The 20,934-nt window shown below is 34.7% G+C and carries 24 protein-coding genes and 4 pseudogenes; 26 read left to right on the top strand and 2 right to left on the bottom strand.

What is annotated here, in order from left to right:
• The first annotated feature begins 224 nt into the window (after window positions 1–224).
• From EUC40_RS21385 to EUC40_RS21370, 4 genes are all read left to right on the top strand, one after another.
• Window positions 225–527 (top strand): hypothetical protein, encoded by a 303-nt coding sequence (locus EUC40_RS21385; protein ID WP_244322172.1) that lies wholly within the window; start codon window positions 225–227, stop codon window positions 525–527.
• Window positions 528–957: 430 nt separating this feature from the next.
• Entirely contained in the window at window positions 958–1,419 is a 462-nt protein-coding gene (locus EUC40_RS21380) for a VOC family protein (RefSeq protein ID WP_071710766.1), read from the top strand.
• 239 nt (window positions 1,420–1,658) lie between these two features.
• Entirely contained in the window at window positions 1,659–2,711 is a 1,053-nt protein-coding gene (locus EUC40_RS21375) for a proline racemase family protein (protein WP_156576969.1), read from the top strand.
• A 163-nt stretch (window positions 2,712–2,874) separates the two neighbouring features.
• On the top strand, window positions 2,875–3,852 hold the full coding sequence (locus tag EUC40_RS21370) for an ornithine cyclodeaminase family protein (protein ID WP_156576535.1): 978 nt from the start codon (window positions 2,875–2,877) through the stop codon (window positions 3,850–3,852).
• Window positions 3,853–4,008: 156 nt separating this feature from the next.
• Here the strand turns inward: EUC40_RS21370 and EUC40_RS21365 are convergent, their stop codons facing one another.
• Window positions 4,009–4,347 (bottom strand): hypothetical protein, encoded by a 339-nt coding sequence (locus EUC40_RS21365; protein ID WP_071710762.1) that lies wholly within the window; start codon window positions 4,345–4,347, stop codon window positions 4,009–4,011.
• Window positions 4,348–4,634: 287 nt separating this feature from the next.
• Here EUC40_RS21365 and EUC40_RS21360 point away from each other — a divergent pair, with 287 nt between their 5' ends.
• The 6 genes from EUC40_RS21360 to EUC40_RS21335 all read left to right on the top strand — a co-directional run bounded on the left by EUC40_RS21360 (window position 4,635) and on the right by EUC40_RS21335 (window position 10,739).
• Complete coding sequence (locus EUC40_RS21360) at window positions 4,635–6,224, top strand: ABC transporter substrate-binding protein (protein WP_156576534.1); 1,590 nt, start codon at window positions 4,635–4,637, stop codon at window positions 6,222–6,224.
• 147 nt (window positions 6,225–6,371) lie between these two features.
• Complete coding sequence (locus tag EUC40_RS21355; RefSeq protein ID WP_071710760.1) at window positions 6,372–7,322, top strand: ABC transporter permease; 951 nt, start codon at window positions 6,372–6,374, stop codon at window positions 7,320–7,322.
• 6 nt (window positions 7,323–7,328) lie between these two features.
• On the top strand, window positions 7,329–8,180 hold the full coding sequence (locus tag EUC40_RS21350) for an ABC transporter permease (RefSeq protein ID WP_071710759.1): 852 nt from the start codon (window positions 7,329–7,331) through the stop codon (window positions 8,178–8,180).
• A 27-nt stretch (window positions 8,181–8,207) separates the two neighbouring features.
• Window positions 8,208–9,200, top strand: a complete 993-nt coding sequence (locus EUC40_RS21345) for an ABC transporter ATP-binding protein (protein ID WP_156576533.1) — start codon at window positions 8,208–8,210, stop codon at window positions 9,198–9,200.
• The gene (locus tag EUC40_RS21340; RefSeq protein ID WP_156576532.1) at window positions 9,193–10,164 is read left to right on the top strand and encodes an ABC transporter ATP-binding protein; all 972 of its coding nucleotides are present in this window, start codon (window positions 9,193–9,195) and stop codon (window positions 10,162–10,164) included. Before EUC40_RS21345 ends, EUC40_RS21340 begins: the two co-directional genes overlap by 8 nt.
• A gap of 194 nt (window positions 10,165–10,358) precedes the next feature.
• Window positions 10,359–10,739, top strand: coding sequence for a BA_1872 family lipoprotein (locus EUC40_RS21335; protein ID WP_000771852.1), 381 nt, complete (start codon window positions 10,359–10,361; stop codon window positions 10,737–10,739).
• A gap of 181 nt (window positions 10,740–10,920) precedes the next feature.
• On the opposite strand, the gene EUC40_RS21330 is transcribed toward EUC40_RS21335, so the two are convergent.
• Window positions 10,921–11,706: an ABC transporter ATP-binding protein gene (locus EUC40_RS21330; protein ID WP_071710756.1), complete on the bottom strand. Its 786-nt coding sequence runs from the start codon at window positions 11,704–11,706 to the stop codon at window positions 10,921–10,923.
• A 297-nt stretch (window positions 11,707–12,003) separates the two neighbouring features.
• Between EUC40_RS21330 and EUC40_RS21325 the strand changes: the two genes are divergently transcribed.
• The 16 genes and pseudogenes from EUC40_RS21325 (at window position 12,004) to EUC40_RS21265 (ending at window position 20,735) form a co-directional block, all read left to right on the top strand.
• The gene (locus EUC40_RS21325; RefSeq protein ID WP_156576531.1) at window positions 12,004–12,633 is read left to right on the top strand and encodes a hypothetical protein; all 630 of its coding nucleotides are present in this window, start codon (window positions 12,004–12,006) and stop codon (window positions 12,631–12,633) included.
• Between the two features lie 97 nt (window positions 12,634–12,730).
• Window positions 12,731–12,820 (top strand): annotated as a pseudogene (locus EUC40_RS27645) (ornithine cyclodeaminase); the annotation flags it as partial.
• Window positions 12,821–12,952: 132 nt separating this feature from the next.
• The gene (locus EUC40_RS21320; RefSeq protein ID WP_000918588.1) at window positions 12,953–13,249 is read left to right on the top strand and encodes a WXG100 family type VII secretion target; all 297 of its coding nucleotides are present in this window, start codon (window positions 12,953–12,955) and stop codon (window positions 13,247–13,249) included.
• Window positions 13,250–13,411: 162 nt separating this feature from the next.
• Entirely contained in the window at window positions 13,412–13,687 is a 276-nt protein-coding gene (locus tag EUC40_RS21315) for a TIGR04197 family type VII secretion effector (RefSeq protein ID WP_156576530.1), read from the top strand.
• Between the two features lie 40 nt (window positions 13,688–13,727).
• A complete protein-coding gene (locus tag EUC40_RS21310) occupies window positions 13,728–14,090 on the top strand; it encodes a DUF3958 family protein (protein ID WP_156576529.1) in 363 nt (120 codons plus the stop codon).
• Window positions 14,087–15,742 carry an AHH domain-containing protein gene (locus EUC40_RS21305; protein WP_156576528.1) on the top strand — a complete coding sequence of 552 codons (1,656 nt, stop codon included), beginning with the start codon at window positions 14,087–14,089 and terminating at the stop codon, window positions 15,740–15,742. Before EUC40_RS21310 ends, EUC40_RS21305 begins: the two co-directional genes overlap by 4 nt.
• A 42-nt stretch (window positions 15,743–15,784) precedes the next feature.
• On the top strand, window positions 15,785–16,357 hold the full coding sequence (locus tag EUC40_RS21300; RefSeq protein WP_156576527.1) for an imm11 family protein: 573 nt from the start codon (window positions 15,785–15,787) through the stop codon (window positions 16,355–16,357).
• Window positions 16,358–16,498: 141 nt separating this feature from the next.
• Window positions 16,499–16,951 (top strand): YrhA family protein, encoded by a 453-nt coding sequence (locus EUC40_RS21295; protein WP_156576526.1) that lies wholly within the window; start codon window positions 16,499–16,501, stop codon window positions 16,949–16,951.
• A gap of 18 nt (window positions 16,952–16,969) precedes the next feature.
• Window positions 16,970–17,425, top strand: coding sequence for an SMI1/KNR4 family protein (locus EUC40_RS21290; RefSeq protein ID WP_156576525.1), 456 nt, complete (start codon window positions 16,970–16,972; stop codon window positions 17,423–17,425).
• 316 nt (window positions 17,426–17,741) lie between these two features.
• Window positions 17,742–17,888 (top strand): annotated as a pseudogene (locus tag EUC40_RS27360) (integrase); the annotation flags it as partial.
• 467 nt (window positions 17,889–18,355) lie between these two features.
• Window positions 18,356–18,736 carry a ribonuclease toxin immunity protein CdiI gene (cdiI, locus tag EUC40_RS21285; protein WP_156576524.1) on the top strand — a complete coding sequence of 127 codons (381 nt, stop codon included), beginning with the start codon at window positions 18,356–18,358 and terminating at the stop codon, window positions 18,734–18,736.
• Between the two features lie 221 nt (window positions 18,737–18,957).
• Window positions 18,958–19,626, top strand: a complete 669-nt coding sequence (locus tag EUC40_RS21280; RefSeq protein WP_156576523.1) for a hypothetical protein — start codon at window positions 18,958–18,960, stop codon at window positions 19,624–19,626.
• A gap of 22 nt (window positions 19,627–19,648) precedes the next feature.
• Window positions 19,649–19,732: pseudogene (locus EUC40_RS21275) on the top strand (DUF4176 domain-containing protein); the annotation flags it as partial.
• An 11-nt stretch (window positions 19,733–19,743) separates the two neighbouring features.
• Window positions 19,744–19,935, top strand: coding sequence for a hypothetical protein (locus EUC40_RS21270; protein ID WP_156576522.1), 192 nt, complete (start codon window positions 19,744–19,746; stop codon window positions 19,933–19,935).
• Window positions 19,936–20,044: 109 nt separating this feature from the next.
• Window positions 20,045–20,185, top strand: a pseudogene (locus EUC40_RS27355) (hypothetical protein); the annotation flags it as partial.
• 28 nt (window positions 20,186–20,213) lie between these two features.
• Window positions 20,214–20,735 carry a SecY-interacting protein Syd gene (locus EUC40_RS21265; RefSeq protein WP_156576521.1) on the top strand — a complete coding sequence of 174 codons (522 nt, stop codon included), beginning with the start codon at window positions 20,214–20,216 and terminating at the stop codon, window positions 20,733–20,735.
• The last annotated feature ends 199 nt before the right edge of the window (window positions 20,736–20,934 follow it).

The following is a 20,934-nucleotide window of genomic DNA, read 5'->3' as shown; positions in this document are numbered from 1 at the left end:
ATTTCGTAACATATGAGTTTGTTGAATGCTTTAATGAAAATTCATTTCGAAAATCAATAGTTTTTTAGTTGTTTCTTTAAAATTATTTCTGAAAATTCTAACTAAAATATCGATAAGTGGCTTTTATATGTTAAAATAAGGAATAAAATGAAATGTTAGGAGGTGCTATTTCCGAAATGATACAATTCATCAGAAAAATGTTTTATGGGGTGGATACTCAGTATTTGGTAAAATCATATATTATTTCAATGGCTGTATCCGGATTTTTACTATATGTAAATGAGGTTTCATTTTCGCTGACAATATATATTGTATTGGCTGGACTTTTATTTCCTTTTGCAACAATTGTTTGGGATGACTTGATAAATACACTTATGGGTGGTCATTTTATTATTTTACCATTGCTATTTATGTTGATGTGGAAGGCATTTAAGATTTTAATGCTTTATATGCTTAGCCCGCTTATTGCCCCTTTCGGAATGTTATATGTATATATTGCAAATGGGTACTATCGTAAAGGGGAATAGTTAAATAGTAGAAAGTAATCAAACTTTTTATCCCGCTTTAATGGGCAGTAAGACCCCCACCTCAAAATTTAGCGAAAGCAAAGAAGTTAGGTGGGGGATCAACTGTCCATAAAAGTCCGATTGGTGAAGGCTAATAATCAGTGGGGGATGAAGAAAACCCCCACTGATTAAAGTTTCACTTTATGGAAATTGTATAATATTTCATAAATTGAGAGTTCGTTTTAATTAGCCTGTTTACTTAAAATATATACCTCCGATGTTTCGGAGGCTTTTTTATTTTGAATGTTGGTGGTTATTAGGAGTGAAAACGAGAAATTTTTGTTAAGCATTAGGGCTACAAAGTTGAAAAAATACGATAGCACTTCTATTTTTAGCTTCTTAAAATAGGATTTATAGTAAGAATTTTTTTAATATAAAGGAGGGATATGCTTTGTTTCCAGGTACTTTATATGAAACACATGTTAAAACAAAAAATTTAGAAGTAGCAAAAGAGTTTTATACTAAACTTGGATTATTTCATGCTCGCACTATTGAAGAACGCCGTGTAGCATTCTTTTGGTTTGATAAAGAAAATAAGAAGGAACAGATGCTAGGCGTTTGGGAGGTATCGGAAGAAGCATTCCATACAAGTCATTTTGCATTCAAGGTTAACTATGAAGAAATCATTCATGCAAGAGAATGGCTTCTGAATAAAGGAATAAACCCAAGGGCCGCTTTTGGTCTTGAACCTTCCGAGCCTATGGTTCAAACTTGGACACCTACCGCAAATCTTTATTTTTATGATCCGGATGGCAATTCTTTAGAATTTCTATGTTTACTTCCTGAAAAGAAAAACGTAAAACAAGATGTCATGTATTTAAGTGAGTGGGAAAGCTTGGAGGATGAAGAATAAATTTGGCTTTTAATTTAAATTCCGTCAAATTATTTTAAAAGGAACTATAACCTTATCAAAGTGGAAAAGCTATAGTTTGAATTATCCTCTGAGTTTTCGGAGGATTTTTTGTTTTGAGGTTTAGTGAGGATGGGACTAATTGGAGATTAATAATCACCGACTATCTACTGTATAAAAAAATAGACAGTAGTGTATGTTTTTTTGAAAAAAGTATACAAATCTCGCCCTTATACGCTGGCATGATACTTGCAATAAAAATAGTATCAACATATAGGGGAGAGATAGAAATGAAGGTTAGTAAAATATACACGACAATTGATGCGCACGTAGCTGGGGAACCGCTTCGAATTATTACGGGCGGCGTGCCAGAAATTAAGGGAGAAACGCAGTTAGAAAGGCGTGCATACTGTATGGAACATTTGGATCACCTTCGTGAGATTCTTATGTATGAACCGAGAGGTCATCACGGCATGTACGGTTGTATCATTACTCCGCCCGCAAGTGCGCACGCTGATTTTGGCGTATTATTTATGCACAATGAAGGCTGGAGTACGATGTGTGGTCACGGCATTATCGCTGTCGTTACAGTAGGAATTGAAACAGGCATGTTTAAAGTGACAGGTGAAAAACAAAAGTTCATTATTGATAGCCCGGCCGGGGAAGTCATTGCGTATGCGAAATTTAACGGGAGCGAAGTAGAGTCCGTATCATTCGAAAACGTTCCTTCGTTCGTATATAAAAAAGACCTTCCTATTAAAATAGATGACTACGAATTTCAAGTAGATATCGCATTTGGCGGAGCGTTTTATGCGGTAGTGGATAGTAAAGAATTTGGTTTGAAGGTTGATTTCAAAGATTTATCTGCTATTCAAGCGTGGGGCGGTAAAATTAAGCACTATATTGAAAGCCAAATGGAAGTAAAACATCCACTTGAAGAAGATTTAAAAGGAATATACGGCGTCATTTTTTCAGATGAACCGAAAGAAAAAGACGCTACTTTACGAAACGTAACGATTTTCGCTGACGGGCAAGTAGACCGCTCTCCTTGTGGCACAGGAACTTCCGCAAGAATCGCAACCCTTTTTGAAAAAGACGCTCTGCAAAAAGGAGAAATCTTTATCCATGAATGCATTACTGACGGGAAATTTGAGGGAGAAGTATTGTCGGTAACAGCGGTAGATACATATGAAGCTGTCGTTCCGAAAGTAACTGGGAATGCATTTATTACAGGATTTCATCAATTTGTCGTAGATCCGAGAGATGTTTTGAATCGGGGATTTTTGTTAGGGTAAAGTGAAACTTTAATCAGTGGAGGGGTTTCCCACTGATTATTAGTTGAACCAATCGGGTTTTTACGGGCAGTTGATCTCCCATATAACTTCTTTGTCCAACTGAATTTTTAGATGGGAGTCTTACTGCCCGTTAATACGGGGTAGAAGGAGGGGATGGAAAGATATGTTAGTCATAAGCGCGAACGAACAACGAAACTTAGTAAATATGAATGAAGTTATTGAATACGCGGCGCTTGCTTTACAAGAATTTTCCGCAGAAAGAACAATCACACCAATTCGCGGCTCACTACCATTTGCAAGCGAACAAAATACGGCATTAATTATGCCTTCAGTAGCGGAAGGGCTTGAAGCACTCGGTTTAAAAGTAGTAACAGTAGTCCCGCAGAACAAACAGATAGGAAAGAAAACGATAAACGGGGTTGTAATGCTATCAGACTTTCAAACGGGAGAACCACTCGCACTTTTAGAAGGTTCGTATTTAACGATGATCCGAACAGGCGCCTTATCAGGAGTAGCGACGAAACATTTAGCTCGTCATGATGCAAAAACTTTATGCATTATTGGGACAGGGGAACAGGCGAAAGGAATTGCGGAAGCTGTATTTACGGTTAGAGATATTGAAAAAGTCATTTTATACAATCGAACAGAAGAAAAAGCGTATGCATTTGCGCAACATATACAAGAGAAATTTGGTAAACCAGCATACGTTTACAGAGATCCAAATGAAGCAATAAGCGAAGCAGACATCATCGTCACAACTACGAACGCATCCACACCAGTCTTCTCAGAAAAACTACAAAAAGGTGTCCACATAAACGCCGTCGGTTCATTCAGGCCAAGCATGCAAGAACTACCATCTCACGCCATCACAAGCGCAAACAAAGTAGTAGTCGAATCAAAAGAAGCAGCACTAGAAGAAACAGGAGACCTTCAAGTTCCGATAAAAGAGGGTGTATTTAAAGCGAGCAATCTCCACGCCGAACTCGGTCAAATTATAAGCGGAGAAAAAGCCGGCCGCGAAAACGATGAAGAGATTACTATTTTCAAATCAGTTGGTTTGGCAGTAGTAGATATTATCGTTGCGAAGTATTTGTATGAGAAAGCGGTGGAGCGTGGGGTTGGGAGTAGGATTGAGTTTTGAGGGAGATGAGTGTGCTAGAATTTATAATTAGATCCTCTTGATAAAAATCAAATTGATATTATGTTGGAATATGTGAATTCTATGCAGATATCAAATTATTAATTCAATTGGCGTATGAAACAAGCTGTACCTCTAATAATTAGAGGTACAGCTTGTTTACCATTCTCGCCATTCTTCAGTTATATCTTCTTCGGATTCTAAGCCAGCTATTTGTGCTGCTGTATCGATAAATTCATAGAGATCTTCTCTTTCCATAGTTTCGATAAATTGGTCATGTTCGATATTTAATTCATTTATTTTAATAACTACTTCTTCAACGATTTGCATGATTGCGGCTTCGGTTGGATTCTCTCCCAATTGCTCTAAATTGTTAATGTAAGAGTCGAGAACTTTATTTGTTGCACTTATCTTTTCTTCAGTGAAAAACTCCCCATCTTCATCACTCTCGATCCATAGGGTTGTTGGTTTGTTTTTTTTCAATTCATCAAATGTCATGGTAACCTCCTAAATATTTCTTGTATTTAATCCCATTCTAGAGAAATTTTCTGTAGACTGCTAGTTTTTCAACTCATTTTGCGAGGCCATTTTTTCGTGGTCTTTTTATTTTACGCCCCGCATAAATATAGTTTATCGCAAGGATTCAATTGGTAGATTTCAAACTTTCTACCTTGGCGAAAAAGTTTGACAATACATACAGGTAGTGGTATTTTAAAACCTATAAGAAAACTCGGTATTAATTCCGAGTTTTCTTATAGGTGTAAATAGTCGAGAGGGGTCGAATTATGAAAAAGAAGTTGTTTGCATTACCATTTGTCCTAATATTACTTATTGCATTAGCGGCTTGTTCTGGGGAGAAAGATTCTTCAAAGCAAGCGGGAACTAGTACGTCAGGGACTCCGAAAGATGGAGGGACGTTAACAATTGGCGTTAGTGACAATCCAGATACGATGAATCCGCTTTATGCGAATGATCGTGTGTCATTAACTGTGCAGCAAGCGTTATATGCACCGCTGTACCATATGGAAGACGGTAAGAAAAAGTTTGTTCTTGCTGAGAGCTTTACGCCTTCAGAGGATCAATTAACATGGACTTTAAAATTAAAGGATAATTTGAAATGGCATGATGGTAAGAAAATTACATCAGATGATATTGCATTTACATTCCAATCAATTTTAGATGAGAAGCAAAATAGTTCAAGCCGTGAAAACTTTATCTTTAAAGGAAAGCCGCTTGAGGTGAAAAAAGTGGATGAGCTAACGACTCAATTCGTATTACCACAAGTAAGTGCATCTTTCGAAGGGGTTATGAATGATTTCTTCCCAATTCCGAAACATGTATTTGAAGGTGAAGGAGATTTAGTGAAGAGTAAGAAAAACCTACAGCCTGTAGGATCAGGTCCATTTAAATTCAAAGAGTTTAAATCGGATGAATATGTTGCGTTAGAGCGATTCGATGATTATTTTGCTGGTAAAGCGAAATTAGATTCTATCGTGTACCGCGTTGTAAAAGACCGTAATACGGCAAATGTTTCACTTCAAAATGGTCAAATCAATATGAAGATGATTGAGCCACAAGACTTTAAGAAATTAGATAGCACAGGGAACTTCTCAATGGTGACATTCCCAGAAGGTAGATTATTCTACTTATCTTATAACAATAATACAGATCTTATGAAGAAGAAAGAAGTGCGCCAAGCAATTGCACATGCTTTAGATAAGAAAGAAATGATTAACTCAGCATTCGTTTCTAGTCAATTTGCAGAACCGGCAAATTCAATCTTAACGCCAGACGCTATGTATTATGCGAAAGATATTAAAGAGTATAAGTATGATCAAAAAGCGGCGAAAGATTTATTAGCAAAAGCTGGTGTGAAAGATAAAGAAAAAGTACGCGTTATGTATGTAACGAATAATAAAATTATGGAAAGCTTAGCACTTTATACACAGCAAAAATTACAAGAAATTGGCTTACAAGTTGAACTGAATGCATTAGATGCTAGTGCAGCAAGTGAAAAAGGCTTAGATAAAGAAAATAAAGAATATGACATTACATTCGGTGGTTACATAATGGGACCAGAGCCAGATTCATATAAGAGCTTATTCTTAAGTAATGCCGAGTACAATTATGCACGTTATAAAAATGCTGACTTCGATAAATTATGGGAAGAAGCTGCAGTTGAAACAGATAAAACGAAACGCGCAGAGCTTTACCATAAAATCCAAGATACAGCGAGAGAAGATCTACCTTATCTTCCAATCGCATATCCGAAAGCAGTGATTGCAGTAGATAAAAAGTTTGATGGATTAAAAGAAGCAAAAGCAATTCCAGTTACAATGTTTGAAGATCTATCGAAGATTTATGAAGTGAAATAAGAAACGATAAAGAAGCTGGTGAAAATCAGCTTCTTTATCCCGCTTTAATGGGCAGTAAGACTTCCACCTCAAAATTCGGCGAATGCGAGGAAGTTAGGTGAAAGCGCTGCTGATTAAAGTTTCACTTTATCCTGAGGGGGGAAGTTTGTGTATAAAGTAATTGCAAAGAGGCTTTTAAATGCAATTCCGCTTTTATTTGTTATTTCTATTATTTCTTTTCTATTAATAAAACTAGCGCCGGGCGATCCGGTTCGAAACTTTGTAACGCCGAATATGAGCCCAATTGATGTTGAGCGTATTCGCAAAAGTTTAGGACTAGATCAACCGATTTACGTGCAATATATTTTATGGTTAAAAAATATTTTAACAGGGAATTTTGGATATTCACTTCAAAATCATCGTCCTGTTTTAGAACTTATTACAGAAAGATTACCCGCAACAATTGGATTAATGGGGTCATCTTTAGTCGTCTCCTTTGTAATCGCAATCCCGCTTGGACTACTTACAGGGGTGAAAAAGAATTCGTTCTTTGATCGCATTGTGAATTTTATCTCTTATGTAGGAATCTCAATGCCAGTCTTTTGGTTCGCTTTACTATTAATCTACTTATTCTCGTTAAAGTTGAATCTTCTTCCGAGTATGGGTATGCGCACAGTCGGTCAAGATTCTGTTTGGGATATTGTCCAGCACGGTATTTTACCTTGCATGGTGCTTGCGTTCCAAAACGTCTCTGTTTATATGAGATATATTCGTTCAAGCACAATTCAGCAATTAGAAGAAGATTACGTACAAATTCAATATGCGTACGGCGCTTCGAAGAAATCAGTTTTATTTAATCACGTACTTCGAAATGTATTAATCCCGATCATTACAATTTTCGGATTATCCATTCCAAGTTTAGTAGGCGGAGCATTTATTACGGAAACAGTATTTTCATGGCCGGGACTAGGTTCGCTCGGGGTGAATGCTATTTTTAGATTTGATTATCCAATTATTATGGCAATCACATTATTATCATCATTCATGTTAATTCTCGGTAATTTAATTGCTGATATTTTATATGGCGTAGTAGATCCGCGCATTCGAATGAGGGGGTGATTTGGAATGAATAATAGGAGATTTCAAACGATAAAAAGTAGTTTTACAAAAAATAAGTTTGTAGTAATGGGAGTTATTATACTTTCGGTTTTAACGATCGCATCAATTTTTGCATTCGTATCACCATACGATCCTAGCAAAATGTCGATTCCAGATCGTTTACAAGAACCGGGTATGAGTCATCCTTTCGGCACGGATGATTACGGAAGGGATTACTTAACGAGAGCATTATATGGAGGAAGAGTGTCGCTTGCGGTTGGTTTTCTAGCGATGGTTGTTTCTATTACAATCGGGACCGCAGTCGGAACAATTAGTGGATATTTTGGCGGAAAGTTAGACAACTTCTTAATGCGAATTGTTGAAGTGTTAATGTCGATTCCATCATTCTTTTTAATGCTGTTATTAAATGCGTATTTAAAACCAGGAATTACAACGCTTGTTCTTATTATTGGATTACTGACATGGATGGACACCGCGCGTATCGTAAGGGCAGAAACGTTATCGGTAAAAGAGCGTGAATACGTGTTATATGCAAAAGTGTCAGGGCAAAAGTCATTTATGATTATTGTAAGACATATCATTCCAAACATTTTATCGACCATTATAATTGCCGCGACATTAACAATTGCGACATCTATTTTAATGGAATCATCACTTAGCTTCTTAGGATTAGGTATTAGAGAACCAGATTCTTCTTGGGGTAGCATGCTAAATAATGCGCAAGGATATATCGGTGAAGCTTGGTATTTAACACTCTTCCCAGGGTTCCTTATTCTATTAACAGTACTAAGTTTTAACGTGATCGGTGAAGCGTTGAAAAAAGCTTTCGCACCAAAAGGGGCTCATCATGAGAACTAATGCTTTAAGTGAGGGGGAGTGAAAAGCGTGTCTGAAAAACTATTAGAAGTAAAAAACTTAAAGACTTCTTTTTTCATAGAGGGCGGCGAAGTAGAAGCTGTTCGCGGCGTTTCATTTAGTTTGAAAAAAGGAGAAGTCGTTGGGATTGTTGGCGAATCTGGAAGTGGAAAGAGCGTTATGGCAAAATCCGTTATGGCTCTCGTTACGTCTCCGGGGAAAGTGAAAGAAGGAGAGATTCTTTTTCAAAATGAAAACGTACTTTCTAAATCAGAAAAAGAATTACGCTCTATTAGAGGAAATCAAATTTCACTTATCTCCCAAGATCCGATGTCGGCATTAAACCCAGTTGTGAAAATTGGAAAACAAATGACAGAAGTCATTATAAGGCATCAAAAAGTGAAAAAGAAAGAAGCAGAGCGCATCGCGGTTAACTTGTTAAAACAAGTCGGTCTTTCTTCACCGGAAGAAAGGGTAAAACAATATCCGCATGAGCTAAGCGGCGGAATGAAACAGCGGGTGATGATCGCAATGGCGATGTCTTGTAATCCAGACCTTCTCATTGCGGACGAACCGACGACAGCACTTGATGTAACGATACAAGCGCAAATACTAGACTTAATGAAAAACTTAAAAAACGAAACGAATATGTCGTTATTGCTCATCACGCATGACCTTGGAATCGTCGCGCAAAACTGTACGCGAGTGATTGTAATGTACGGCGGGCTTATTATGGAAGAAGGACCTGTACTGAATATTTTCCAATCGCCGAACCATCCATATACGAAAGGGTTATTAAACTCCTTGCCGAAAATATCGAACGGCGTGAAAGAAAGACTCGCGCCAATTCAAGGTGTAACGCCAAACTTACTACATCCGCCGAAAGGTTGCCCATTCGCAGAGCGTTGTCCGCATAAGATGGACATTTGTGAAACAGAACGTCCGCCATATTTTGAAATCGGGAACGAAAGACGCTCTATGTGCTGGTTAAACGATGAAAAAGTAGGTGTTTCCCATGCGTGAAGAAAACTTAATTGAAGTACGGAGCTTAAAAAAGTATTTTCCTATTAAAAAAGGACTATTCGGCAGAAAAACAGAGCAATTAAAAGCAGTAGACGACTTAAGCTTCACAATAAAAAAGGGTGAAACATTCGGGCTAGTAGGGGAATCTGGCTGCGGAAAATCAACGACAGGAAGAAGCATCATTCGCTTACACGACGTTACTTCAGGGAACATTTTATTCGACGGACAAGATATTGCGAATTTAAAAGAAAGTGAACTAAAAGAATATCGAAAACGAATGCAAATCATTTTCCAAGATCCATACGCATCATTAAACCCGGCAATGAACGTATTCCAAATTATTAGCGAACCGATGAACATTCATGGCTCTTACACAGCCGAAGAAAGAAAAGAAATCATTCTAGACCTACTCAAAAAAGTTGGACTAAAAGAAGAACACCTATATCGCTACCCGCACGAATTTAGCGGAGGCCAAAGACAGCGCATCAGCATCGCGCGCGCACTATCTGTAAAACCTGACTTCATCCTATGTGACGAACCAATCTCAGCACTCGATGTCTCAGTCCAAGCACAAGTCGTAAACATGCTGCAAGACATCCAAGAAGAAACAGGCGTCACATACTTATTCATCGCACATGACCTATCTATGGTGCGACACATATCAGACCGAATCGGAGTCATGTATCTAGGAAACATAGTAGAAATTGCCGACAGCGAAGACCTATACACAAAACCGGCACATCCATACACACAAGCACTACTCTCATCCATGCCAGAACCAGATCCAACAAACGCAGGCAAAGAACGAATCATCCTAGAGGGCGAAGTTCCAAGCCCGCTCAACTCACCATCCGGCTGCAAATTCAGAACGCGCTGCAAATTCGCCACTGAAAAATGCGCGCAGGAAGTACCGAAAATGGTGGAGATTGCAAAAGGGCATCAAGTGGCTTGTCATTTGTTTTAGAGGAGAAAGCATCGGGGGGACCTGGTGCTTTTTTTTTTCTATTGGGGTGTGGGATTGGTTGTAGATTAATGGTCAGTGATTGTTTATATTTGCATCTCTTGTCATATAATTTTCCTTATTTTTCAACTATAATTGTAATGATATGTTAGATTGTATATTTTATCCTTAATATATTTAAAGGAAGGGGACTCTCTATGAAATTACTTCGCTCATTTCTCATTTTCACTCTTGTTGTATTGTTAAGCGCATGTAACACAGCAACAAAAGTCACAAAGGTTCAAAAAAATGGCGAAACGACTTTAACAATTGGTTCTTTGCAGGGGTATTACGATGTACAAACGCTTAAAGCTGAAAAAGGAAATGTGGAAATTCCTTATGAGGCAGCAGTTGAAGAAGGTACGATTTTATTGCAAGTCACAAAAGATGATAAGGTCATTTATGAAGAAGAAGTTACTTCTCAAAAAGAAGGTTTGCTTTCTTTTGAAGCGCCAAAACCCGGATCATATGATTTAATTGTACGCGTGAAGGGTGAAGAAGAGAAAGCGAAAGGCATTCAAATACATACGAAGCTATGAAAAAACGGCAAGCGAAGTATACTCGCTTGCCGTTTCCGTTTCCAGTTGGTTCTCGCATAACAAATGCTCATCAATTTCAAGAAGTAAACGTAAAATAATTCTAAAATATACAACATTGTACTTTCGGCGATGTAATCCCTAATAAAAGATTCAATAAATTTTGTAATATAAATATTTAATTCTAATCATTAAAAATCCTACTTTTTCTTACTTTAATTGTTTCTAAAATATAAAGAAGAATACCTAAACCAAATATTTTTTCAGCATTAGAAATATTATTACCTAATTTAATAATCGGTACATTTAAGCTAAATCTTTCATTCCATTCTAAAGGCATATATCCCCTCTTGCAGTTTATTAATATACGATCATCCATTGTATGAAAAGACGTTTCGAAAAAATCAAATTCCACTTCTATCTCAGAAATTTTTATCTCTTTTTCATTCATCAAAGAACCACGTACCATTCCAAATCCTTGTATCATATTTTCTTTAAACATACCTACACAATTATAATTTGAATCATAAATAGCCCAATCATAATTTTCAACTTCACTTTGAAAATATGCAAGAATTTCTCCATCACTTGCTTCCAATCCAAAAACTTCTTTATTTTTTAAAATAGGTAATGTTGAAGAAATCATCTTTGTTCCTGCTACATATCTTCCATCAGGAGTATATAAACCTAAATGTTTATTATTGCCGGGTAATTCTAACAAAACATAAGTATCAATATCCCAAAATGTTAAATCATTTTTAACTATATTTTTTTCTAGTAAATTTCCTTTTCTTAATTGCCAAAATCCAATACTAAAAAATACAAGAGAAGCTATAATAATTAAGATTACTGGTCCCCAATTAATATTACCCCAAGTATTATACATACCAATTAATCCATAAAGAAAAAGCCCAGTTCCAATTAAACACTTAAACTTCCCTCTTTTTTTATAATACTCAAATAATTCCACGCAAACACCTCTATTAGTTGTTCTTAATATTTCAATTATCCTTCAAATGGTCACATTACCGAAAGTCAAAAATTGTACGCTAATGGTGTAAAAACCTATTATAGCAGGTTTTATAGAGCATATAAGTCTATGTTGATGCTACCCCAATATAGACTTATATTTAACTTTATAATAAAAGAGGACGTGGAGTAACTGGATTATTCTTAATCATTCGACAAGATGCAACAATTTAAGATGGTATTTTTTGCTATGATAAGTAAGGAATTTACATATCGTGTTATTGGGGGATAAAAAGAGATGTTGAAAAAATTTACTACATGTATTTTAGGTGGCGCTTTAGTATTCAATTTATCTGGTTGCGGCAATACATCCGACAAAACTTCTTCAGAATCTAAAGAAACCAATTCTAAACAAGAAGAAAAGAAAGTGCAAACAACTGATGAGGCGAAAACGAAAGAGAATACAAAGCAGAAAAATACAGAACAAACAAAAGAGAAATCAAAAATAAAAGAAAAAGAGTATGCTGTAAACAAGGATTTTCATACACCTAAATTTGATGTAACTGTAAAAAGAGTTGTAGAAAGAGATAAGGTTGGTAAAGAAAGTATAGGATTCCAAAAACCTGAAGATGGGCATGTCTTTATTGTTGTAGAAGCAGAAGGGAAAAACATCACAAACGAACCGATGAAATTAGCCGTTTTACCATCAGTGGATTTAGTGGATGAAAATGATAATGCTTACCAAAGTGATGTGTTGGCAGCTAGTACTTATGCGGTTGAAAAAGGCGAGACCTCTACTCTTACTAAGGGATTAAAACCAGGGGAGGTAATGAGAGAAAGTAAAGTTTACGTGATTAATAAAGAAAAATTTGATACAGGAAAATGGTATGTAGTTGTTAACCATGAGTATAAGGAACAAATTAAATAGTGTTTATTTATGAAGAGGAGATGGCTCCTCTTTTTTTGTTATAAGTTAACACAGAATTTTGTTATGAGGACACTATTAAATTTTTAAGTTGATGGAGATAGGATTGAGTTTTGAGGGACTGCCTTTTGGTGGCCTTTTCTGCATAAAATCTTGTAAAGCAAGAAAAAGTATAATGTTTAATGATTAGAATTGAATATTAATATTCTAATATTCAACAGAAAGATAAAACGTTTAAAAGTTCAAAATAATACTTTATAATATATTTAGTAAAATTAACCAATTTATATTTTGCTCATTATGTATTAAAGGGGAAATGAAAATGGCTGGACAAATTCGTATGTCACCAGAGGAGCTTAAATCGAAAGCGGCTCGATATGGACAAGGTGCAAATCAAATTGAGGATATTTTAAGTCAATTACAAAACTTACAAAATGAATTAAGAGGAGAATGGGAAGGTCGTGCTTTCGAAGGTTTTGATCAACAGTTCAATGAATTAAAGCCAAAAGTACAAAACTTCGCACAGCTATTACAAGAAATTAATATGCAGCTTAATAAAACTGCAGAAGCTGTTGCTTCTCATGATGAAGAATTATCACGTAATTTCGGTTTGAAATAAAAATTGTCATACTCTATATAACAAGCATTTCAAATGAGCCATACAGCTTATAGTGTATGGCTCATTTGATTGCGTGCCTAGAGCGAGTGATATTGATAGGGATATATATTTAATGAGATTTCTTTGATGCATTTGGAAAACTTATAGAAAGGGTTTGAAAGAATGGGACTATTTCAAAGTAATTTACAAACAGCAACGCAAATTGCTACGAAAATGGGATCAGCCTCTGATAGGATTCAAAGTGCAACAAGTCGTTCCATAACAAAGGCGACGCGTACAACATTATCTGTTAACTTCAAAGCACAAGAAGCGAATCAGCAAGTTTTAGACTTGACGAAACAATTTTCCGCTGCCTTTCAACAAGCGGTTGATAATATTCATTCAGTATCTAATGAATTTGAGAGAATGGATAACGAACTTCACAACACTTTTCGCTAATGTGACAACCTACGTAAAGTAAAATAGTAGGAGGAAAAAGATGGATCGGGATATTGAAAATCAAATTAAAGAGTTAAATCTAAAGTTACGAAGTGTATTTGAAGAACAGGACCGAAATCAATCTGCGATTCAAAAACAGGAAAAAGTAGAAGAAGATTTTCATGTATGGAAGAATCAAAACCATCGTTTGTGTGATCGTATTTTAGGAACTTGGCATGGTGATAGAGAAATGTCTCAGTTTTTTATGAATACATATCAAGAGGCACAACATATTGAAAGAAAAGTCACATTTGAATTGGAAAACAAAAAAGAAACGTTGCTTAAAGAAAGACGAAACCTTAGTGATTTAGAAAACGACCTTTCCTATCAACAACAACAATTAGCAAGGGAGGTCAATGCATGAGTTTAAATATGTATTTAGGAGAAGTACAAAGCCAAACTCAAAGCATGAATGCTGTATGTACTGCTACCATTCAAGGTATGGAACAAGCGATTCAGTCGATTGACGCTTTTGCAATTGATACTGTTCTACAAGGGCAAACATATAGTAGTGCAAAAGCATTTTTTGTACAAACCTTTCGTCCTTTAGCGCAAGGAATTATTTACTTATGTGAAGAACTAATCCGTCAGAACGATGCTTTTCCAAGTCAATTTCAATCACAGGTAGCTCAGGCTGATGTTATTGAACAAGAAGTGTTAGAACAAATTCGAGAAATTGACCGAATGATAGCAAGTACAGAAGCACTCAATCAAACTATGCCAATCCCAGGTATGGACGCTATGGTAAATCTTTTTACTGTCATGAGGCAAAAACTGCAAGAAAAATTAGAACATCTATATGAATTTAATTATACTTCTAGTAGTAATTATGATACGGCACTCCAACTAGCCGCTAGTATTGCGACGGGTTTGGCGGAGGTTCAAAGTGGAAAAGGCTTTAGTCCTGCAAGTGGTACATTTAGTACACAAGGGTTGAATATGGAGTGGACGACTTCAATTCAAAAAATGACAGAAGCTAAGGCACGCGAAGCGAACAATTTTGTAAATAATAATTTATCAGATGATAATATCGAAGAAGGTACAATGTATGATACCCCCACTGAAAAATCTATGCTCAGAAAAATTTGGGATGGTATATACGTTGGTTCTGGGCAAGTTATCGGAGGGATTGTAGAAGGATTCAATTCACTAGACGATACAGTAACAAAAGAAAATATTAAGTATGCTATAGGTCATCCCTTAGAGACGGCATATACTATGTGTAATACTTTTTCGGATTCATTTATGAATGATGTTTGGCATGGTGATGCGGAAAGTCGTACAAAATGGGGAACAAGTATTTTTATGGAATTTGGGTTAGGATGGATTGGGGATAAAGGGATAAGCAATGTAGGAAAAGTAACTACACTCGGTGAAGGTGTAAATCTAGCAAAGTTTTCTACAGGAATCTCTTCTGTTGCGAATAAATTACCGTTGACAGAACGCTTTGCATTCGCAGGTGCTAGTGGCTTTGGAAGTGCAAAGAGAAAAGCTTCTGAAATGTTACAAGAAGCCCGTGATACATTTATGTTTTCCAAAACTGGTGGAAGAAGTAGGGTCAAAGATGTTCAAGAAGTAATAAAGGATTATGCAGATAAAGTTCTTGATAGAGTAGATGTAAAAAATGATTATCCCGATTCGTATACAGCATCTCAAAAGTTACGTGCAGAACTTAAAGAAGCAGGAATTGAACCACCGCCATATCCTAATGCGGCACATCACATAGGACCTTGGAATGATAAAAGGGCGGCACAGGTACAAGAACTATTAGAAGAGTTTGGAATACATCATGATTCTGCTGCTAATGGGGTATTTTTACCATATAAAGTGAACGATTATGTAACTACTGAAGCATTACATATAGGTAATCATAGTCCAGAGTATATAAGAGAAGTATACAGAGTATTAAGCGAAGTTAAACGCTTTGGGGGTAATCAAGCAGATGCAGTTGCAGCTTTGCAGAATATAAGAGAAAGGTTATTGGACGGTAGTTTAAAACTAAATCAACCTAAATAATCTTAATTATTTTACTAATTGAATTATAAAGGAGTAAAAGGTATGAAAATTTGGCAATTAAAAAGTTTATTTGATAACTATAAATCTTTTCAACTATTAAATTTGAAAGAAGACCGTAAAAAATATTTCGATGAAAAAATTGATTTGGCAATAAAGCTATCTGATTCATGGGGAGAAATTCTTGTTGAATGTGTAGAAGGAGATAACCATAGTGATTGTCCTATGTTCTGGGGGGAACTTGGCACGCCAATGGTTAGTAGAAAAGCAAAAGAGGTATTAGAACCTCTAATTTGTAATAACGTTGAGTTCCTTCCGCTAATCCATGATGTTACAGGTGAAGTTTATTACCTAATAAACGTTTTAAATACAATTGATGCAATTGACTACAATAAAGCAGTTTTTGAAAAACTAAGTACAGGATTAATAATAGGTTTCGAAAAATACGCATTTTTGCCTAATATAGTTGAAGGGCAGATAATATTTAAAACCTATTTAAATCAAAGATTACACTCCTCTACTGTTTTAGTGTCTGACGAATTTAGAAATGTAGTTTTAGAGAGTGATTTAAAAGGCTTTGAATTTGTAGAGGTATGGGATTCAAAAGCGGACATGTAAAAGAAAGTCCTTAAAATAACTGATAGGAGTTAACAGCATGGACACAAAAGTTTCAGAAATCCTAAGAATGTTAGACAATTATGAGGGAAATGAGAAAGAAATTTTTGAACAGATTCAAGCTGAAGCAATGGTGAAATATATATGTGGAAAAATCTGATTTTAGAAATTGAAAAAATAGGGAAAAGTTTTAATGATAAACTGAGTACACCAGCAACAGATAGCGAAGTTCAGAAATTAAGAGAACATGTAAAAGAGAAATTTAATGTTGATTTACCGAGGGAATACGAAGAGTTTCTTAAAACTGTAAATGGTTTAGACTTTGATGGACTGGTACTTTACGGAGTTGATTCTTCTTTACTAGAAGCAAAAAAAGATGAACATATTTGCGGCTTTATAGACACCAATGAGATTTGGTATGAAAATGAATTTCAAAAAGAGTATCTTTTCTTTGGCGATTCAAATATTGCGTGGTTTTGTAAAAGCTTATCAGACAGTACTTATCTAGAACTCGATAAACCATCTGGCACAGTGATGAACACATATAATGATTTCAATACAATGCTTGAGGAAGCATTGAAGACAGCCCTTCTGTAATAAGGAGGTAATTAAAACATGTTTAATTTTTTGAAGAAACACATTGTAGCAGACGAGAGTATTAAATCTAATCAAACACCTATTTTTTATCCTTTACCAAAAGAAGAGATAGCAGAAGCAGAAGATTTGTTGAAAATGCAATTTCCAAAAGAATTAAAACGTTTCTATGAGGAAATTGGCTATGGATTTTTAAAGACTAATAAGACTCTTATTAACAGATTCATGGACCCATTTTCTGTTGCAGATTTTCGTTTAAGACAAGATATTTATGAATATAATCCTAATTTCGACGATGTCGATGATGAAGAATCACTAGTATTTTTTGAAGTATCAGAGATTAGCTTTTTAACAATTAAATTTAAGCAGGAAAATGAATTAGGTCAATGTCCTATATATTATGGTTCAACGAAAATAGAGGATTCTTTAGAAGGATTTTTAATAAAAATGGAAGAAAATCCCGATTATTATATTTAATAGATATCAATTCTATTTTTTTAGAGTAGTGCATTATTGGTTCATCATTTTAAGAATTGTTTTCTAGCTTATGTGATTGCGAAGACAAATAATAATTAATTATGAGTAAGAAAAGTAAGACTTATGTGAATTACGCATAAGTCTTTTTAATATGTATCCCACAGTTAAGAGGAAGTTTTTATTGGTTTGTAAATCAAACTAATGAGAGGCGGTGTTTTTTGTTTTGACTGAATTTGAATTATAGCTAGGTAATTTTATGCTGTACTGTTCAAGTAAAAACTTATCGACTAAAACGCTGAAAAGCTATGATCAGACTCTAAATGGTGGAGAATGGGCCTCGTTATCACGTATTTTCGGTCATTCTAGTGTAGAGGTAACTCAAAAAGGTTATTTAGATTTTACAGATTCAGAAATAGGTAAAAAGTATCAAAAACATTCATCATTAAATCACTTGAAAGTTTAAAGCGAAGAAAAAAGAAGTCGATAATACCTTTAAAACGACTCCTAAATTAGAAAATCATATTAAAAACATAGACCCCTCTGTTCCAAGAAGGAGAGGTATTGGTGGAGCACACAACAGTGAAGAGTTCTTTAAAAACGATATAAAAATAGTCAGTGAATCACCTTCAAAAATTCCAGGTGTAAAAACAGTAGAATACAATATGCCTAAGTTAAATATGGTACAGGAGAGTATGGAAATAAAGTATTCACAAAAAACATTTATGATCCTAAAATTATAAGTGATAAGGAATTTATTAACCGTGGAATTGAAGCAGCTAATGATGCTAAATTAAAAACTAGTGATGGGGTTCTTTCAAGAGAATGGACAGGTGTTGACAGTAAAGAGATAACTTGGAGAAGATACCATAAAGATGGAGAAATCTCTCTTTTTTTCCAGAATAAATTAAAGATATACGAGGAGAGATATGTATGCAAAGAGAATTTAGATTAAAAGATGAGGATTTACTAGATTTAACTCATTTTCCTATACAAGCAGTGTTTAATATGGTAGATGATGAAAGATTTTTAAAGGTAATCAATTCAGTCTGTGAAGGAGTAGGATTTGGAGAGGAATATGGCGCATGTACTTTTCCAGGAGATTTGGATGAGTATGATATTGCCAATGGAGATTCATTTGAAGGTGTAGAATTTGCATTATATAGTGGTGATGAGGTAATAATTGATTATCAAACACTTTATCATTATTTAAAAAAAATGTGTGAGGGTTATTCAAAAAAGTATCCAAACACAATTAAGAGATTAGAAGACAGTCTTAATAAATTTATTGAATTATACAATATTAATAGGTAGAGACTATTTATAACTTACCCAAAATCATTATAAAAGGTAGAATGTTTCATGATTAGAATTGATTATATGCTAACATTCAATAGAAAGATTAAATGTTTGAAAATTCATAATAAAATCTTATAATATGTTTAGTGAAATTAACCAATGCATACTTTACTCATTATGTATTGAAGGGGAAAGGAAAAAAACTTGGTCAACAGTAGCAGGGTGGTTTAATTAACATGAAAAAAAATACAGATTTTAATAAAAAAGCTTTTGAATATTATATGGCTCTTTACGCTGTAAATGATATAAGATCGACTATAATTACTCTTGTTATTGGGATAGCAGATATATTTGTGCTTTTGCCTGCTTTTGCGAATCCTGTTCAACCGATATATATGTACATAATAGTTCCACCAGTTGCTTTTTTAAATGTATGGGCAATATGGATTGTTATAAATCCTAGGAAGCGGCAATTACAATATACTTTATTTCGTGGGGTATTTGGCATCGTATGTTCAGTAGGATTATTAGTTATAACCCAAAAGTTTGCATATGGAATGTTAGGATTACAAACTCCAATCTATTTTGTTTTTTCAGTGGGTTTGTATATTTTTGCTTTGAATTATTATTATAAAAATCATATAAAAAAACTTCAGGAACCAATCCAAAAATCAAAGTCATCGAAAAAAAACGCTGGTTTTGGAGTAGTTGCTTTTATAGGGTTGGGTCAACTCGTTGCTAATATCAGTCTTGGTTTTGCAACACAAAAGATGGTAGCAATTGTATTAATGTGTGTATACTCCATGCTTTCGTTTATGTTGTTTCATTTCATTATGGAACTCCATAGGTATTATTATTTAAGGAAGCATATAGAAGATGGGGGTAGAACACATGAAACCTTTTAAAGAGGTTTATTGAATGTTAAGTATTGTGATTTATGGAAGGAAACAAAAACTTATGGTTAAAGAACCTGTGATGTATGACTATATTGGCTGTTTTTATCCAGAAGGAGGAAAGCTGATATGCAAGCATTTAAAGTTGGAAAATTAGTTGCATTCGTTGCAATTATAATACTTCTTGTAGTTGCTATTTTATCTCCTTACAACTTATTTAAAAAGATTTATTTTATTATTGGTGTTCTTATTATTGGCGCAGTTTCACTTGGTGCAAATAAATTCTTTGAACTGATACACAGTAAATTTAATAAGAAATGATATTACTTATGTGATAGGGGAATTCAAAATATGAATAAATCATTAAGGATTTAGAGGGGAATTTCCACAATATGATTTTACCGGATTACGTGGAACTAAATTAGTTCATCACCATATTGGTGGTGATCAAGCTGTTGGTGTTTCGCTGCGACTACATCCTGGTTTTGAAGGGATTCATAACGCAGAAAAAGCGATTGGAGCATGGGGAAAAAGATGCAGAATATGTAGAAATGCTTCAGAAATTTATTGAACATCATACATTAGGTGGTAAATAAAAAATGAAAAATGAAATGAAAAATTGTTTTGATAAAATAATTAGAGAGTGGCAAGATTGTAATAATTCATTGCCAAAATCTTTATGGATAGAAGAAGCAGAGGCTTTTATCTATGAAGGAGAACCAGATACAGAGGGGTACGTATTCTGGAAACCTTTAGAGAAAAATATAATTCATGATTTTTCTAATATAGAAAAAGATTTGGGGATACAATTACATAATTCAATTAAAGAATATTATAACTCTTATTGGTTTTTAGACTTAGGAGGCAATTATTTAGGTTATGATTTTGAATTAAATCCTGTTATACCAGGAATTGAACTGCATGATTTTTATGTATCTTTACAAGGATACCAAGGCGCACATAATAATCAACTGAATAATATTCCTATTGGTATGGAATTTAATGGTCTCTTGGTAGTTGTAGATAATGAAAATGGACAAGTGAAATTAGAAGATTATGAAAGCAAAAGCTTCGAAGTTATTTTTGATAGTTTAGCAGAATTAATTTTAAATCTTTCATAAGATATATTAAAAAATAAAAAGTAAAAGTTGACTCTTATGAGTCCGCTTTTACTTTTTTAAATACATAGTTTGGATTTATTGTTAAAAATTAGATAAGGAATCTATAAAGGACATTTGAAATGTTGATAGTATTGCAAACATATGAAGCGGAACTTACTAAAATTAAGAGACCTGATTATATAGCTGTATTAGGTGATTA

The sequence above is a fragment of the Bacillus luti genome, from assembly GCF_009739945.1.
Lineage (GTDB): Bacteria > Bacillota > Bacilli > Bacillales > Bacillaceae_G > Bacillus_A > Bacillus_A luti.
The sequence above is the reverse complement of the archived record's forward strand: the minus strand, read 5'-3'. Positions and strand labels throughout refer to the sequence as shown.